This is a genomic window from Streptomyces sp. NPDC107538, from assembly GCF_055657445.1.
This window is the reverse complement of sequence record NZ_JBVKAY010000001.1, coordinates 892595-906402: the sequence shown is the minus strand read 5'-3', so window position 1 is coordinate 906402 and position 13808 is coordinate 892595. Positions and strand designations below refer to the sequence as shown.

Here is a 13808-nt window from a genome sequence, read left to right as displayed (position 1 = left end):
GGGTGGTGACGAACGGCTGGGACAGAACAGGCAGCCTATATGAACCCGTTGGTGCTGCTTTGCCCCGACGCCTCGCCCCGGTGCACGGCGTCCAGCCGGGCCATCTCCTCCGCCGTGAGCCGGAGGGCACCGGCGGCGATGTTCTCGGCCAGGTGGTCCGGATTCCCCGTGCCGGGGATGGCGAGGACGTGCGGCCCCTGGTGGAGGGTCCAGGCGAGCCGGATCTGCGCGGGGGTGGCGTCGTGGGCCCGGGCGACCGCGAGCAGTTCCTCGTCGTGCGCGATGCTCGCACCCTCGGGGCCCGCGTCACCGGCGATCGCGTAGAACGGGACGAAGGCGATGCCCTGTTCGCCGCAGAGGCGGAGCATCTCGTCGTCGGCGGCGGGGTCGTCCGTGCCGCTCAGCCCGTACCGGTTCTGCACACAGACCACCGGGGCGATCGCGCGCGCCTCGGCGAGGTGCCGGGGTTCGACGGCGGAGATCCCGAGGTGCCGGACGAGCCCGGCCTCCCGCAGCTCGGCCAGCGCGCCGAAGTGCTCGGCGATGGAGTCCTGCCGCATCCGGCGCAGATTGACCACGTCGAGGTGGTCGCGGCCCAACTGCCGCAGGTTCTCCTCGACCTGGCCGCGCAACTGGTCGGGGCGGGCGGCCGTGCCCCACTCCCCCGAGTACTCACGGTGCGGTCCGACCTTGGTGACGAGGACCAGGTCGTCCGGACAGGGCCCGCCGAGCGCGCTGTTGATCAGTTCGTTGGCGGAGCGCAGGGAGGAGAAGTAGAACGCGGCGGTGTCGATGTGGTTGACGCCCAGCTCGACCGCGCGGCGCAGCACGGCGATCGACGCCTCGCGCCCTCTCGGTGTCCCGAGGTGGAACGCGGCGCTGCCCGTCAGCCGCATCGCGCCGAAGCCGACACGGTTGACGGGCAGATCACCCAGCGTCCAGGTACCCGCGGCGCTCGCGGTGGTCACGGCGGTCGTCTCCGAGGTCACCGCCGCAGTCTCGCACGCGCCGGGCGCGGCGCCCGCCGGGTTCCGCGGAACGTCGTACGGACGCGGCTCAGCAGTACAGGTTGCCGCCCGCCGATGTGCCGAGGATCTGGACGAACCGCTGATAGGCACTCACCCGGCTCTGCACCTGTGCCGGGTTCTTTCCGTCGCACTCCAGCGAGCCGTTGATGCTGCGGATCGTGTGCCCGAACCCGGCGCTGTTGACCATGGCGTTGTGGCCGGTCATGGTGCCGGGGCCCTTCTGGGTGTTCCAGTACCACAGGGCGGTCTTCCAGGCGACGGCCGCGTCGTTCTGCACCAGCCAGGGGTTGCCCAGCAGGTTCAGGCCGAGCGCGTCGCCGGCCGCCTTGTAGTTGAAGTTCCAGCTGAGCTGGATGGGGCCGCGCCCGTAGTAGGCCGCCTGTCCGGCCGGGCAGCCGTACGACTGGCTCCAGTCGCAGTAGGTGGGGTAGTTGGCGGTGTTCTGCTCGACGATGTGGACGAGTCCGCCGGTCTCGTGGTTGACGTTGGCGAGGAAGGCGGCGGCCTCCTGCTTCTTGATCGTGTCGCTGCCGGTGGTGGCGAACGCCGGGTACGCGCTCATGGCCGCCCGCAGCCCGCTGTACGAGTAGAACGAGTTCCGGTTCGGGAACATCTGGTTGAACTGCGCCTCGCTCACCACGAATCCGGAGGGGTTGGAGGGGCCGTTCTCACAGGCGTACGGCTCCCAGTACCAGGTGCTGATGGTGGGGTCGTAGCCCGGGTTGTCGTGTTCCGCTATGTACGCCCTGCCGTCGGTGTAGCGGACGATGTTGCCGGTGACGTAGGACCTGCCGGCCACCCAGTTCGGATAGCTCGAACAGGGGGCGGCGGACGCGGTCTGGGCGGGCAGGAGGAGAGGGGTGGAACCGCCGATGACCAGCGCGGTCAGTACGGCGGCGATACGGCGCCTCGACACGGGACCAACTCCTTAGTGGAGCACGGCCGAACCCGGGCAAGGACCCGAAGGGCATGACGGGACTGAACCTCGCGCGCACGCGCCGGCGGGGCCGGCCACGGCGTGGGGGCGGCCGTGGTGGGGGGTGGTGGCCACACTCAACCGCGTTGGTATGTACCAGTCAAGGGTGTAGACCAGTCAACTCGGATGACGCCAGGTCAGGACGGTGATCGGGGTGGTCGTCCGGTGGTCTCCGGACGGTTGTCGGGTCAATCGTCGGGGCAGCCGAGCCAGTAGCCGAAGCCGCGCCGGGTGTGGATCAGCGCGGGTTCCTCCTGGTCGGTCTTGCGGCGGAGGCGGGCCACCAGCTTCTCGATCGCACCGTGGGCGCGGTACTCGCCCCAGACGTGCCGGCTGATCTGCTCCTTGGACAGCACCCGTTCCGCGTTCGCCAGCAGATGGCGCAGCAGCCGGTACTCGGCGGGCGTGAGGCGCAGCGGCCGGGAACCGCGCCGCGCCTCGCAGGCGGCGTCGTCCAGGACGAGGTCGCCGTAGCAGGGCATCCCCTCGGGCCGTTCGGGTCCACCCCGGCCGCGCAGCAACGCGCGGGCCCGGTCGAGGACTTCGGCGATCCGGACGGGCTTGACGACATAGTCCTCGTCGCCGGGACGCAGGCCGGGGACCAGGTCGTGGAGGGTGTCACAGGTGGCCAGGAAGAGCAGCGGGGGCCGGTCCGCGGGTGTGCCGTAGCGGCTGCGCACGAAGCGCTCCAGGTGGGGCAGTGCGGCGTCCCAGACGATCAGGTCGTAGCTGTCCCGGGCGATCCGGGTCGTCCCGCCGGCGTCCGGGACGGGCGAGGCGACCCGGTATCCGGCCAACTCCAGGGTGGTGGTGAGGAGTTCGGTGACAACGGGGTCGTCCGCCACGACGAGGATGTGCTGTGCGCCGTCACCGCGCGGCGGCGAGGGCTTCTCGGTGAGCAGAGTGCGCATGACAGGACCGTTCGGCTAGGGCTCACATGGAGGGATCGCGCCGGCCACGCCGTCAGCCGGCGGGCGGGAGGCCGCGGGACCCGGAGCCGCCGGGCCCGGAGCCGCCGGGCCGGGCTTCAGTGGTCCGGGGGCCGGCGGTCGGGGGCGAACGGCTCGGGGGTCGAGGGCCTGGTCGTCGTCGACCTGGGCGTCATCGGTCCGGGGGTCGGCGGTCCGGGGGCCGGCGGTCCGGGGGCCGGCGGTCCGGCGGCCGAAGGCCTGGCCGTCGTCGGTCCGGGGGCCGGCGCCCCAGGGGCCGACGGCTCGGGGGGCGACGTCCAGCTCGGCGTGTTGGACGAAGTCGTCGGCCAACCGGCCGAAGAGATCGGCGAGTCGGCGCCGGTCCTCGGGCGACCAGTCGCTCAGCACCCCCTCGATCCCCCGGCGGCCGGCCTCTCGGACGCGCTCGAACGCCGCGAGCCCGGCGTCGGTGATCTGGACGCGCTGCGCCCTGCGGTCCTCCGGGTCCGGGACGCGGACCACATAGCCGTCGCTCTCCAACTGCCGCAACTGCCGGGTGACATGGGAGGCCTCGACGGACAGCCGGACCGCGAGCACCCCCGGGCGCAGCGGCTCGCTCTCGGCGATGTGCCGCAGGATCGACACGGAGGCGCGGTCCAGGGACAGACCACTGTCGGACATCAGCCGCTCGTGCCGGCGGGCGCGTCCGGCCAGATACGCGACGCGGGTGAGAAGCCGCTCGATCTCGGCCACGTCCGCCAGGGAGGCCGCTTCGATGGGGCGCGGTGTGGGCATGCGGCAACCGTAGCAGAAGTTTGCCTAAGTCAAGCAATATTTCGCGGGCCCCGGTACCCCCGGGAGGGCCGCCCTCACACACAAGCGCCCCGGACGGGACCTCACCGTCCGGGGCACCGACCTGCAGGCGCAGCGCAGCGCCGCGCCTCAGCCCAGCTTCACCTGGTCCGTGCCGTGCCCGATGTGCGCGACGACCAGTCCGGCGCCGGACACCTCCGCGTACTCGGCGGTGTGGTGGCGGAAGACGGCGCCCGCCTCGGGCCCCCGGCGGGCCTCGACCGTCCAGCGCAGCTCGTGGAAGAAGAACCAGTCGTCGAAGTGCCGCTGGACGACGTCGATCTCCCGGACCTCGTAGTGGGCGTAGAACTCCTGGAGGTGGGACCTCAGTTCGTCCCTGGTGTGCAGTTCGACCAGGGTGCCGCCGCCCGCCGCGTAGTCCCGGACGCCCGTCTGGACCTCGGGGTGGGCCCGTTCGACGATGGCGTCCACATCGCCCTCGCGGTAGGCGTCGAGGAGCGCGTCGTGCACCTTCGCCACGGCGAACCGGCCGGCCAGCGCCCCGTCGGCCGGGTCGCCCGGCAGCGTCTCCCGCTGCGTACGGCCCCAGAACAGCTCACCGGTGATGCCCTCGGAGCCCATCGTCGGGAACAGCACGATGATGGGGCGCTCGCTCTCGGCACCGGTGTTCTTGTCACGCCCCCGGCCCGAACCGCTGACGAACGTGTACCAGGAGGCGTTGATCTCCGCCACGGGCCGGATCCCGACCACGGCGGCGAACCGGTGCATGTTGCGATAGCTGCTCTCGATGGCCTCGTACGTGTCGACGATCCGCTGCGTCGGGATCTCCTTGCCCTCTTCGAGCATGGGCACGACGGTGTACGCGTACGGCCCGCTCGGCGCCAGCGTCGCGAGGATGTCCTCGACGACGTCGACGTACTCGGCCCTGACGTGCTTCCAGGCGACCGCCGAGGTCCGCACCTGGAGGTCCGACGCGACGAGGAGCTCCTCGACCCCGGCCCGGTCTTTCATGGTCCCGTCCTGCATGGTCCTGTCCCGCATGGTCCTGTCCTGCATGGCCTTTTCTCCTTACGGGGCGGCGTGGCCCCGGTGGGGGTGGAGCACCCCCATGCAAGCGCAGCGGCCTGACCGGTTGCGGCCGCCTGCCTGACAGCGGGCCGACGTGGCACAGGTCACATCCACTCCTCTGTGGAGAAGATGTGATCTTCCGGCCCGAAAGATGTGATCTTCGGGGCCGGAGGCGGGGAGAATCACCCCATGACCACGTCACCACACCCCCTCGTCGTCCAGGCGCGCAGGCTCGCCACCGAGGTGCTCGCGCCTCAGGCGGAGCGCGTCGACCAGGAGGGGGTGCCCGCGAGCAGCATCCAGGCGATCAAACGGTCGGGGCTGCTCGGGGTGAGCGCGCCGGTGGCGTACGGCGGGTCGGGCGCGCCCAACTCCGTGGCCCGGGAGACCGCCGAGATCCTGGCCGGTGCCTGTTGCTCCACCTGGTTCGTGCAGACCCAGCACTACACGCCCGTACTGACCCTGATGAAGAGCGAACTGCCCGCCCGGGAGCGCATGTTGGGGAAGCTGGCCGGTGGCGAGCTGCTGTCCGGCGTGGCGTACGCGCATCTGCGCCGGTATCCGCGGGTGCCGGTGCGGGCGGTGCCGAAGCGGGGTGGCTGGCGGTTCCACGGCACGGTTCCCTGGTACACGGGGTGGGGGCTCAACGATGTGATGCTGCTGGCCGGGGTGACGGACGCGGACGAGGTGGTGTTCGCCTTCACCGAGGCCAGGCAGCAGTCCGGCCTCAAGGCCTCCGCGCCCATGCGGCTGGCGGCGCTCACGGCCGCCCGTACGGTCTCGCTCGACCTCGACGGGCTGTGGATCCCGGACGACGCGGTGGCCCTGCACGCGCCGTACGAGTCCTGGGCCGCGACCGACCGCCCCAAGCCCACGAACGCCTCACCGGCGGTCTTCGGGGTCGCCGAGTCGGCCCTCGCGCTGCTGGACCAGGACGATCCGACGACGAAAGGCCTGCGGCTGCGGCTGGACAAGGTGCGGCGGCAGGCGTACGCCCTCGCCGACCATCCGGCGCCCCATGAGCACATGGCGGAGCGGCTGGCGCTCAAGACGAAGGCGTTCGACCTGATGCGCACGGCGACCACCGCCGCGATCGTCGCCGGCGGCGGCCGCTCCCTCACCCTCGACCACCGCGCCCAACGCCTGGCCCGCGAGGCCCTGTTCCTCCTGGTCCAGGGCCAGACGGCGGAGGTACGCCAGGCCCATCTGGGGTCACTGTCGGCCGCGTACTAGCGCAGAATGGCGTGATGGATCATCAGTTCGTCGGCATACCGGAGTTGACCGGTGTCCCGCGCGTCGCGGTCGTCATCGATGTCATGCGGGCTTTCACCGTGGCCGCCTGGGCCTTCTCGCGGGGAGTGGAGAGGATCGTCCTGGCCTCCACCCTGGGCGAGGCGCTCGCGTTGAAGGAGAGTCACCCGGATTGGCTGGCCCTGAAGGACGGGGCTCCGGCGGCCGGGTTCGACGCGGTGAACTCGCCGGGGCTGCTGCGGTCGCGGGACTTCGCCGGTCGCACGCTGGTGCAGAAGACGACGGCGGGGACCGTGGGCGCGCTGGCCGTGGCGGACGCGCCGCTGGTGCTGTGCGCGAGCTTCGTCGTGGCGGGCCCGACCGCACGGTTGCTGCGGGCGGAGGGCGACGGTCCGGTGACGTTCGTCGTGACCGGCGAGGACGGCCGGGCCGACGAGGACCTGGCCTGCGCCGAGTACCTCGCCCGGTGCGTGGACGGGGACGAGCCCGAGGCTGCCCCGTATCTGAGTCGCGGAAGGAATTCCCGTGCCGCCGCCGACCTCGCCGCCGGGCTGCGGAGCGGCCACCACCCGGACGACGTCGAACTCTGCCTGGAACTCGACCGGTTCCCCTTCGCGATGGTGGCACGCCAGGAGGACTACCTGACGGTGCTCCGCCCCGTCGACGTACCGGAGCCAGGCCGCTAGGCCCTGCCAGGCCTAGCTCGCGAACGGCACCGGGGCCGGCGTGGCCGTCGGCCCCGCGGACGGGTGCCGCCACAGGCCCCGTGCGGCGAGGCGGGGCAGGACGCCCTCGCCGAACCAGTACGCCTCCTCCAGGTGGGGGTAGCCGGAGAGGACGAACTCGTCGATGCCGAGGGCGTGGTACTCCTCGATCCGCTCGGCGACCTCGTCGTGGCTGCCGACCAGGGCGGTGCCCGCCCCGCCGCGCACCAGGCCGATTCCGGCCCAGAGGTTGGGGTGGATCTCCAACTCGGCGCGGCTGCCGCCGTGCAGGGCGAGCATCCGCCGCTGGCCCTCCGATTCGCTGCGGGCGAGTCCGGCCTGCACGGACCGTACGGTCTCCGGGTCGAAGCCGTCGAGCAGCCGGTTCGCCTCCGCCCAGGCCTGCTCGGCGGTGTCGCGGGTGATGACGTGCAGCCGGATGCCGAAGCGGAGGGTGCGGCCCTGCTTCGCCGCCAGCCCCCTGATCCAGGCGATCTTCTCGGCGACCTCGGCCGGCGGCTCGCCCCAGGTGAGATAGACGTCGGCGTGCCGGGCGGCGATCTGTCCGGCGAGGGGCGAGGAGCCGCCGAAGTACACCTCGGGCACCGGGTCGGGCAGCCGGGCCAGCCGCGCGTCCTCGACCCGGAGGTGCTCACCGTCCAGGTCGACGGTCTTGCCGTCCCACAACCCCTTGACGACCTCCAGGAATTCACCGGTACGGCGGTACCGGTCGTCCTTGTCGAGGAAGTCGCCGTAGGCCCGCTGCTCATGGCTCTCGCCGCCGGTGACGACATTGAGGAGGAGCCGTCCGCCGCTGTGCCGCTGGAAGGTGGACGCCATCTGCGCGGCGAGCGTGGGCGAGACGAAGCCGGGGCGGAAGGCGACCAGGAACTTCAGGCGCTCGGTGTGCCGGCTGACCATCGCGGTGGTCAGCCAGGCGTCCTCGCACCAGGCACCGGTGGGGGTGAGCGCGCCGACGAAGCCGAGGTCCTCGGCGGCGCGGGCGATCTGGCTCAGATAGCCGACCGTCGGGGGCCGGTCCCGGCCGGACGCGGTGGCGGGGGTGCCGTGGCCGCCGCCGACGACATGCCGGCTGTCGCCGTTGGTGGGCAGGAACCAGTGGAAGGTGAGGGACACGTCGAGGTCTCCTGTCGAAACTGCCGGTGCGGATGAAGGGAGTTGAGCACCGCCCGGTATCGGGTCGCCGGGTAGCCGCCCGCCAGTTCGGCGGTCAGCTCGCGGCGGCCAGCACCGGCGTGGGGCCGAGCGCGGTGAGGAACTGCTCCACGACCTGGCCGAGGGCCTCGGCGGTGGCGGGGGCGATGGTGATCTTGCCGTCCTCCCCCACGGTGATGTCCTTGTCGAGGGTGAACCAGCCGGGGACGATGTGCCGGGCGCCCATGGAGCTGAGCACCGGCCGCAGGGCGTAGTCGATGGCGAGGACATGGGCGGTGGAGCCGCCGGTGGCGAGCGGCAGCACGGTCTTGCCGGTGAGGGCGTACTGCGGGAGCAGGTCGAGCAGGGCCTTGAGGACTCCGGAGTACGCGGCCTTGTAGACGGGGGTGGCGATGACGATGCCGTCGGCCCGCTCGACGAGTTCGGCGGCGTCGACGATCGCCGGGTGCCTGAAGTCCGCGCCGAGCAGGGCCTCGGCGGGGATGGTGCGGATGTCGAGCGGCACGACCTCATGGCCCTGGGCGACCAGCCGGGCGTCCAGGTGGCGTACGAGCTTGGCGGTACGGGAGGAGACGGAGGGGCTGCCGGAGACGGACAGGACGGTGGCCATGGGCCCTCTTTCTGGGAGCGGTCGGGAGTACCGCCCCGGAGGAGGATTCCGGGGGCGCGGCAGGCATGCGGAACTCCTGTTGCGGAATGTCTTCGGACCCGCCGAATTCAGGCAGAGAGGCACCCGGGCACGTCAAGACGCGCGCGGGCACAGGGAATTCGGACAGGGAAAGGACAACGAAAAGAGAAAAGCGCGGCGGATCGCAGAGGGTTGATCAGGCCGCGGCGCGACAGGAGGCGCTGGAGACGCGCGCGAGATCGACATGACGTCGTCGCGTGAGGTCCAGTCGCATCTTCATGCCGTTGATCGTGGCAGCCGTCGGCGACGACAGTCAAGGAGATCCCGACCGGTCTCGTATCGCGGACCATGGAATTTCACGGCCGTACCGCGGGTCGCACGTGCCCCGCTCCCCCTCCCCGCTCCCCCTCCGGATGAATGGCCCGCCCGCCGCATCCGAATTGGTGCGCCACGTGGAAGTGACCAGTGGGGGGTCTGATACGGAGGTGTGCCCATGAACGTCTCGGTCGTCCTGTTCACCGCCGACCTGCGGCTGCACGACCATCCGCCGCTGCGCGCGGCCCTGGACGGCTCCCGGCAGGTCGTACCGCTGTTCGTGCGTGATCCGGCGGTGGACCGGGCCGGTTTCGCCGTGCCCAACCGGCTGGCGTTCCTCGCCGACTGTCTGCGGGACCTGGACGCGGGGCTGCGCGAGCGCGGTGGACGGCTGGTGGTGCGGTCGGGCGACGTGGTGGAGCAGGTCGTGAAGGTGGCGGCCGAGGCGGACGCCGACGAGGTGCACATGGCGGCGGACGTCAGCGCGCACGCCCACCGGCGGGAGGAGCGGCTGCGCCGCGAGCTGGAGGGACAGGGCGTGCGGCTGCATGTGCACGACACGGTGACCACGGCGGTCCCGCCGGGCGCCGTGACTCCCGCGGGGTCCGACCACTTCGCCGTGTTCACGCCGTACCACCGGCAGTGGTCCCGGCAGCGGCTGCGCGACGCGGTGGACGCGCCCCGGGCCGTGCGGGTCCCGGACGGGGTCGGCTCCGAACGGCTGCCGTCCCGCACGAGCCTCACCGGGCTGTCCGCCGGGCTCGCGGACGGCGGTGAGGCGGAGGGCCGACGGCGGCTCACGGCCTGGCTGCGGTCCGGTGTCGCCGCGTACGAGGACCGGCACGACGATCTGGCGGGCGACGCGACCTCGCGGCTCTCGCCGCATCTGCACTTCGGCACCCTCTCCCCCGTCGAGCTGGTCCACCGGGCCCGCCGGGCGGGCGGTCCGGGCGCCGAGGCGTTCGTACGGCAGCTCGCGTGGCGGGACTTCAACCGCCAGGTGCTGGCCGCGCGGCCGGCCGTCGCGGCCGTGGACTACCGGGCCAGGCACGACCGTTGGCGGTCCGCGCCGGACGAGGTCCAGGCGTGGCGGGAGGGCCGCACCGGGTATCCGGTGGTCGACGCGGCCATGCGGCAGCTGAGCCACGAGGGCTGGATGCACAACCGCGGCCGGCTGCTGACCGCGAGCTTCCTCACCAAGACGCTGTACGTCGACTGGCGGGTCGGCGCCCGGCACTTCCTGGACCTCCTCGTCGACGGCGACGTGGCCAACAACCAGCTCAACTGGCAGTGGGTCGCGGGCACCGGCACGGACACCCGCCCCAACCGGATCCTCAACCCCACCACCCAGGCGAAGCGGTACGACCCGGACGGCGCGTATGTACGGCGCTGGGTGCCGGAGTTGGCGGACGTCATGGGACCGGCGGTGCACGAACCGTGGAAGCTGGACGGGCTGGACAGTGTCACGCTCGACTATCCGGACCCGATCGTCGACCTGTCTGAGGGCCGGGAACGCTTCCTGCGCGGACGCAGGCCGTAGCCGACCCGGACCACCGCGTCCGCCCCCCGCCGCCGCTCCCGCCCTCGCCCTAGCCCTAGCCCTCGCCCTCGCCCTCGCCCCGACGGACCGAACCGCCCGGCCCCGCCCAGCCGCTCACACCGTCCCGTCCGCCCCGTCCGTCCCTCCGTAGAGACCGGCCAGCACCTCCACCGCCTCGTCCAGCGCGGTCGGCCGGACCATTCCCGAGGTGGGGCGGCCGTGCCAGCCGGGGCCGCCGAGGAGGACGAGGGCCTGGCGGCGGGCGCCCTTCACGCCCCAGCGCATGTCGGCGACATGGCGGGCCAGGGGGAGGCTCGCCGTGGAGCGGGCCTGGGCCCAGAGGACCACGGCCGCCGGGCCGAGCCGTTCGACCGCCGCGGTGAGCGCCTCGGCGGGCACGGCGGCGCCGAACATCCTGGTGGGCAGGCCGAGTTCACCGAGGGCGGCGTTGAGGGCCTCCAGCGGGAGGGTGTGCTGTTCGCCGGGCACACAGGCGAGGACGACCGGGCCGGGGGCGGTGGCGTCGGGGCGGGGAACGGGTGGCCGGGGGCGGCGGCGCAGGGTGGTGGAGACATGCCAGGACAGCAGATGCTCGACCTCGACGTAACGGTCCCCGGACGACGCCCACTTGCGGCCCACCGCGTGCAGCGTCGGCACCATCACCTCCTGCCAGGCCACCGTGAGCCCGTGCCGCGCGACGGCCCCGGCCAGCTGGTCCTCGACGGCCGGAGCGTCCAGGCGTACGGCGGCACGGGAGAGGCCCCGGCACTCCGTGCGGACGTCCCCCGGAGGCGGCGGGCCGGGCACGGCTGACCCCCGCGCCGCCTGGTCCAGGTTCAGGTCCAGGTTCAGGTTCACGACGTGCGCTCCCCCGGCGCTCTCCCTCGCCGCGCGGGCCGCCTCCGCCGGGGGCAGCCCGGCGGACGTCAGCCGGCACATCGCCTCGACCATCGCCACGTCCCGCGGGGTCCAGCGCCGGTGCCGGCCGTCGGGGCGGACCGCGGGTCCGATGCCGTAGCGGCGGTCCCAGGAGCGCAGCGTCGTGGGCGACACCCCCAGCCGCCGGGCCAGCGCACCGCTGGTGAGCCCCGGATCGGCGGGGCTTTCCTCCCCGTTCGCACCCATGGGGGCGACTATACGATGCAGAAACGATGCGAGTGGCCGCACGGCTTCGCGGGCTCACACGATGGCGGCATGCGCACCGCCCCACGTGAGGAGCCGCCCGCATGAGACCTGGGTGTCCGAGCGTGCGCCCGCACACGTCCGCGGGTGCCGTACCCGCCGACGAGGAACTGGCGCGTGGCCTGCTCGCGGGCGACGACGACTCGCTGGCCGCCGTCTACCACCGCTGGTCGGCGCTGGTGCACGCGCTCGCGCGACGCGGTCTCGGCGACACGGGCGAGGCCGAGGACGTGACCCAGCAGGTGTTCCTGGGCGTGTGGCGCGGCCGGCACGGCTACCGGTCCGAGCGCGGCGCGATGGGGGCCTGGATCGTCGGGATCGCCCGGCGCCGGATCGCCGACGCCCTGTCCGCGCGGAGCCGCCGGGCGGACCTGGTGGTCTCGGCGGGCGCCGCGCTCGCCCTCGCCGAGAGCCCCGGCCACGCCGACCCCGAGGCCGCCCTCGACCGCGTCCTGATCCGCGCCGAACTCGGCCGACTGCCCGCACCCCAGCGGCAGGTCCTCCACCTGACCTTCTACGAGGACCTCACCCAGACCCAGATCGCGGAACGCACCGGTCTGCCGCTGGGCACGGTCAAGAGCCACACCCGGCGTGCGCTGCACCGGCTGCACGGCCGCCTGGACGGAACCCGCCCCCGGTGACCCGGCGCGGCCGCGTCACCGCCCTCTACACATAAAGGCAAAATAAGCGCAGAATGAACGTACGCGGCGCTTACCGCAAACCCCACCAGACGCGGTCAGGCCTGCACAGTTCAAAGGAGTCGAGTCATGGCCAACGTCTCACACAGGAGTGACATCTCCAGTCACCCCGACGCACCCGAAATGCAGGCGCGGTTCGCCCGCATGCTCGGTGGTCGCGATGTGGCGCTCGTGGACGGACCGGTGTTCCTGCTCGGTCTGTACTGCGCCGTGTCCCCGTGGATTCTCCACTACACGACGAGCCAGCCCTCGCTGGTGCCCCACAACCTCATCGTGGGCATCGCGATCGGTCTGCTGGCCCTCGGCTTCACCGCCGCACCGGAGAGGATGTACGGCCTGAGCTGGGCCATGTGCGCGCTGGGAGTCTGGATGATCATCTCGGCGTGGATCGTGGGCGACAGCCCGGACGCCGGTGTCGTGGTCAACAACATCATCATCGGCTGCCTGGCACTCCTGCTGGGACTGATGTGCGCCGGCGCCGCGACCAAGGGCACCACGCGCGGGGGCCACACGCCACCGATGTAGCCGCACCGGTGGAGAGCCGCACCGAGGTAGGGCCGCACCTAGGTAGGGCCCCGCACCATGGGTGCGAACCGAACGCCCGCGAGGGGTGACGGCGGCCGATCCGCTCCGGCGGACCGGCCGCCGACCCGCGCACCCCACTCCGCACCGACGTCATCCCTTGCGCGGCACCTCCCACGGCTCCTGCGGCAGCACACGGCCGGTCTCCAGCAGCGACTTGAGGTTGGACAGCACCGCGGGCCAGCCGAAGGACACCTCGGAGAGCGCGCTCTCGTCCTCCAGGTCCTCATGAGTCACGGTGAGCCGAACGATGTCGGCGTGCCGCTCGATGTCGAAGGTGACCCGGGAGTACGTCTGCTCCTTCCCCTCGTTCTCGGGCGAGGTCCAGGTGGTGACCAGCCGGGTCGGGGGCTCGCTCTCCACGACCGTGCCGACGACGTCCTCGACGCCGGAACCGTCGGTGCGGACATGGGCCCAGCGTGAGCCCCGCCGCCAGTCCGACACATTCCGGTGTCCCCAGTAGGCGGCGGTCAGATCGGCGCTGGTGAGCGCCTCCCAGACCTTCTCGGGCGTACTCGCGATGTAGGTGACGTACACAAAGGTCGGCTTGTCGGTCATGGCTTCCTCGGCTCGTCGTTTCACGGCACCGAGCGCTCTCAGCCGGGGGCGCTCGAACTTGTCGATCCACCGCTCCTGCATCTCGTGGAGCGGGACCGGATTGAGGTAGTGCAGCTTCTCCCGCCCCCGCCGCACCGTGCTGATCAGGTTGGCGGCCTCCAGAACGGCCAGGTGCTGCGTCACGGACTGCCGGGCCATGTCGATCCGCTCGCACAGCTCGCCCAGCGTCTGCCCGTTCTGCTCGTGGAGCCGGTCCAGCAGCCTTCTGCGTGTCTCGTCGGCCAGCGCCTTGAAGACCTTGTCCATGCCCGGGTCGCCCTCTGATCGCACACTTGACGTTATGCAGGCAATTACCTGCATGTCAAGCGAGGCGCGGCA

General features: G+C 72.1%; 15 protein-coding genes. 5 read left to right on the top strand and 10 right to left on the bottom strand.

Going from position 1 to position 13808, the window contains the following annotated elements; genetic code table 11:
* Positions 1-35: 35 nt before the first annotated feature.
* The 5 genes from ACZ7MG_RS04000 to ACZ7MG_RS03980 all read right to left on the bottom strand — a co-directional run bounded on the left by ACZ7MG_RS04000 (position 36) and on the right by ACZ7MG_RS03980 (position 4784).
* Complete coding sequence (locus tag ACZ7MG_RS04000; protein WP_471392246.1) at positions 36-989, bottom strand: oxidoreductase; 954 nt, start codon at positions 987-989, stop codon at positions 36-38.
* Positions 990-1056: 67 nt separating this feature from the next.
* Complete coding sequence (locus ACZ7MG_RS03995) at positions 1057-1944, bottom strand: glycoside hydrolase family 19 protein (protein ID WP_471392243.1); 888 nt, start codon at positions 1942-1944, stop codon at positions 1057-1059.
* Positions 1945-2192: 248 nt separating this feature from the next.
* Positions 2193-2915 carry a response regulator transcription factor gene (locus ACZ7MG_RS03990; RefSeq protein WP_471392240.1) on the bottom strand — a complete coding sequence of 241 codons (723 nt, stop codon included), beginning with the start codon at positions 2913-2915 and terminating at the stop codon, positions 2193-2195.
* A 15-nt stretch (positions 2916-2930) separates the two neighbouring features.
* On the bottom strand, positions 2931-3710 hold the full coding sequence (locus ACZ7MG_RS03985) for a MarR family winged helix-turn-helix transcriptional regulator (RefSeq protein ID WP_471392237.1): 780 nt from the start codon (positions 3708-3710) through the stop codon (positions 2931-2933).
* A gap of 147 nt (positions 3711-3857) precedes the next feature.
* Positions 3858-4784, bottom strand: coding sequence for a hypothetical protein (locus ACZ7MG_RS03980; RefSeq protein ID WP_471392234.1), 927 nt, complete (start codon positions 4782-4784; stop codon positions 3858-3860).
* A 201-nt stretch (positions 4785-4985) separates the two neighbouring features.
* Here ACZ7MG_RS03980 and ACZ7MG_RS03975 point away from each other — a divergent pair, with 201 nt between their 5' ends.
* A complete protein-coding gene (locus ACZ7MG_RS03975) occupies positions 4986-6029 on the top strand; it encodes an acyl-CoA dehydrogenase family protein (RefSeq protein WP_471392231.1) in 1044 nt (347 codons plus the stop codon).
* Between the two features lie 14 nt (positions 6030-6043).
* On the top strand, positions 6044-6733 hold the full coding sequence (locus ACZ7MG_RS03970; protein ID WP_471392228.1) for a 2-phosphosulfolactate phosphatase: 690 nt from the start codon (positions 6044-6046) through the stop codon (positions 6731-6733).
* 12 nt (positions 6734-6745) lie between these two features.
* Here ACZ7MG_RS03970 and ACZ7MG_RS03965 read toward each other — a convergent pair whose 3' ends face one another.
* The 3 genes from ACZ7MG_RS03965 to ACZ7MG_RS03955 all read right to left on the bottom strand — a co-directional run bounded on the left by ACZ7MG_RS03965 (position 6746) and on the right by ACZ7MG_RS03955 (position 8829).
* Positions 6746-7888 carry an LLM class flavin-dependent oxidoreductase gene (locus tag ACZ7MG_RS03965; protein ID WP_471392225.1) on the bottom strand — a complete coding sequence of 381 codons (1143 nt, stop codon included), beginning with the start codon at positions 7886-7888 and terminating at the stop codon, positions 6746-6748.
* Positions 7889-7982: 94 nt separating this feature from the next.
* The gene (gene ssuE, locus ACZ7MG_RS03960; RefSeq protein WP_471392222.1) at positions 7983-8537 is read right to left on the bottom strand and encodes an NADPH-dependent FMN reductase; all 555 of its coding nucleotides are present in this window, start codon (positions 8535-8537) and stop codon (positions 7983-7985) included.
* A 214-nt stretch (positions 8538-8751) separates the two neighbouring features.
* Positions 8752-8829: a putative leader peptide gene (locus ACZ7MG_RS03955; protein WP_351405193.1), complete on the bottom strand. Its 78-nt coding sequence runs from the start codon at positions 8827-8829 to the stop codon at positions 8752-8754.
* 219 nt (positions 8830-9048) lie between these two features.
* Here ACZ7MG_RS03955 and ACZ7MG_RS03950 point away from each other — a divergent pair, with 219 nt between their 5' ends.
* Positions 9049-10410, top strand: a complete 1362-nt coding sequence (locus ACZ7MG_RS03950; RefSeq protein WP_471392219.1) for a cryptochrome/photolyase family protein — start codon at positions 9049-9051, stop codon at positions 10408-10410.
* A gap of 114 nt (positions 10411-10524) precedes the next feature.
* Here ACZ7MG_RS03950 and ACZ7MG_RS03945 read toward each other — a convergent pair whose 3' ends face one another.
* Complete coding sequence (locus tag ACZ7MG_RS03945) at positions 10525-11535, bottom strand: MerR family transcriptional regulator (RefSeq protein ID WP_471392216.1); 1011 nt, start codon at positions 11533-11535, stop codon at positions 10525-10527.
* Positions 11536-11636: 101 nt separating this feature from the next.
* Between ACZ7MG_RS03945 and ACZ7MG_RS03940 the strand changes: the two genes are divergently transcribed.
* A complete protein-coding gene (locus ACZ7MG_RS03940; RefSeq protein ID WP_471392214.1) occupies positions 11637-12233 on the top strand; it encodes a sigma-70 family RNA polymerase sigma factor in 597 nt (198 codons plus the stop codon).
* A 126-nt stretch (positions 12234-12359) separates the two neighbouring features.
* Positions 12360-12815, top strand: a complete 456-nt coding sequence (locus ACZ7MG_RS03935) for an SPW repeat protein (protein ID WP_471392211.1) — start codon at positions 12360-12362, stop codon at positions 12813-12815.
* A gap of 150 nt (positions 12816-12965) precedes the next feature.
* Here ACZ7MG_RS03935 and ACZ7MG_RS03930 read toward each other — a convergent pair whose 3' ends face one another.
* A complete protein-coding gene (locus ACZ7MG_RS03930; RefSeq protein ID WP_471392208.1) occupies positions 12966-13736 on the bottom strand; it encodes an ArsR/SmtB family transcription factor in 771 nt (256 codons plus the stop codon).
* Positions 13737-13808 lie beyond the last annotated feature (72 nt).